The organism is Eubacterium oxidoreducens (assembly GCF_900104415.1).
GTDB classification, from domain to species: domain Bacteria; phylum Bacillota; class Clostridia; order Lachnospirales; family Lachnospiraceae; genus Eubacterium_C; species Eubacterium_C oxidoreducens.
In genome coordinates this window covers 1-961 of record NZ_FMXR01000002.1, presented here as the reverse complement: position 1 = coordinate 961, position 961 = coordinate 1, and the positions used below count along the sequence as shown (strand labels likewise).

Here is a 961-nt window from a genome sequence, read left to right as displayed (position 1 = left end):
GAGCCGACATCGAGGTGCCAAACCACTCCGTCGATGTGAACTCTTGGGAGTGATAAGCCTGTTATCCCCAGGGTAGCTTTTATCCGTTGAGCGATGGCAATCCCACTTTATACCACCGGATCACTAAGTCCTACTTTCGTACCTGCTCCAACCGTCGCTGTCGCAGTCAGGCTCCCATCTGCCTTTGCACTCTTCAAATGGTTTCCGACCATTCTGAGGGAACCTTCGAGCGCCTCCGATACCCTTTCGGAGGCGACCGCCCCAGTCAAACTCCCCGCCTGGCATTGTCCCACCACCGGTTTACGGCGGCTGGTTAGAAACCCAATACTGCAAGGGTGGTATCCCAACAGTGACTCCTCTAAGACTGGCGTCCTAGTCTCTTCGTCTCCCACCTATCCTGTACATGCAGTACCGAATCCCAGTACCAAACTGGAGTAAAGCTCCATGGGGTCTTTCCGTCCTGGCGCGGGTAACCAGCATCTTCACTGGTATTTCAATTTCACCGGATGTATCGTTGAGACAGTGCTCAAATCATTACGCCTTTCGTGCGGGTCGGAACTTACCCGACAAGGAATTTCGCTACCTTAGGACCGTTATAGTTACGGCCGCCGTTTACTGGGGCTTGAATTCAAAGCTTCGCTTACGCTAACCTCTCCTCTTAACCTTCCAGCACCGGGCAGGCGTCAGCCCATATACCTCACCTTTCGGTTTCGCATAGACCTGTGTTTTTGCTAAACAGTTGCTTGAGCCTATTCTCTGCGGCCATCCCGGAGGATGGCACCCCTTCTCCCGAAGTTACGGGGTCATTTTGCCGAGTTCCTTAACGATACTTCTTCCGTCGGCCTTAGGATTCTCTCCTCATCCACCTGTGTCGGTTTACGGTACGGGCACATAATAAACAATAGCGGCTTTTCTCGACAGACGCTCCTTGCTCTTCGCTACTTTTGTTCGCTCCGCATCA

General features: G+C 52.8%; 1 rRNA gene. It reads right to left on the bottom strand.

What is annotated here, in order from left to right:
- Window positions 1-961, bottom strand: a 23S ribosomal RNA gene (locus tag BLS20_RS00010); the annotation flags it as partial.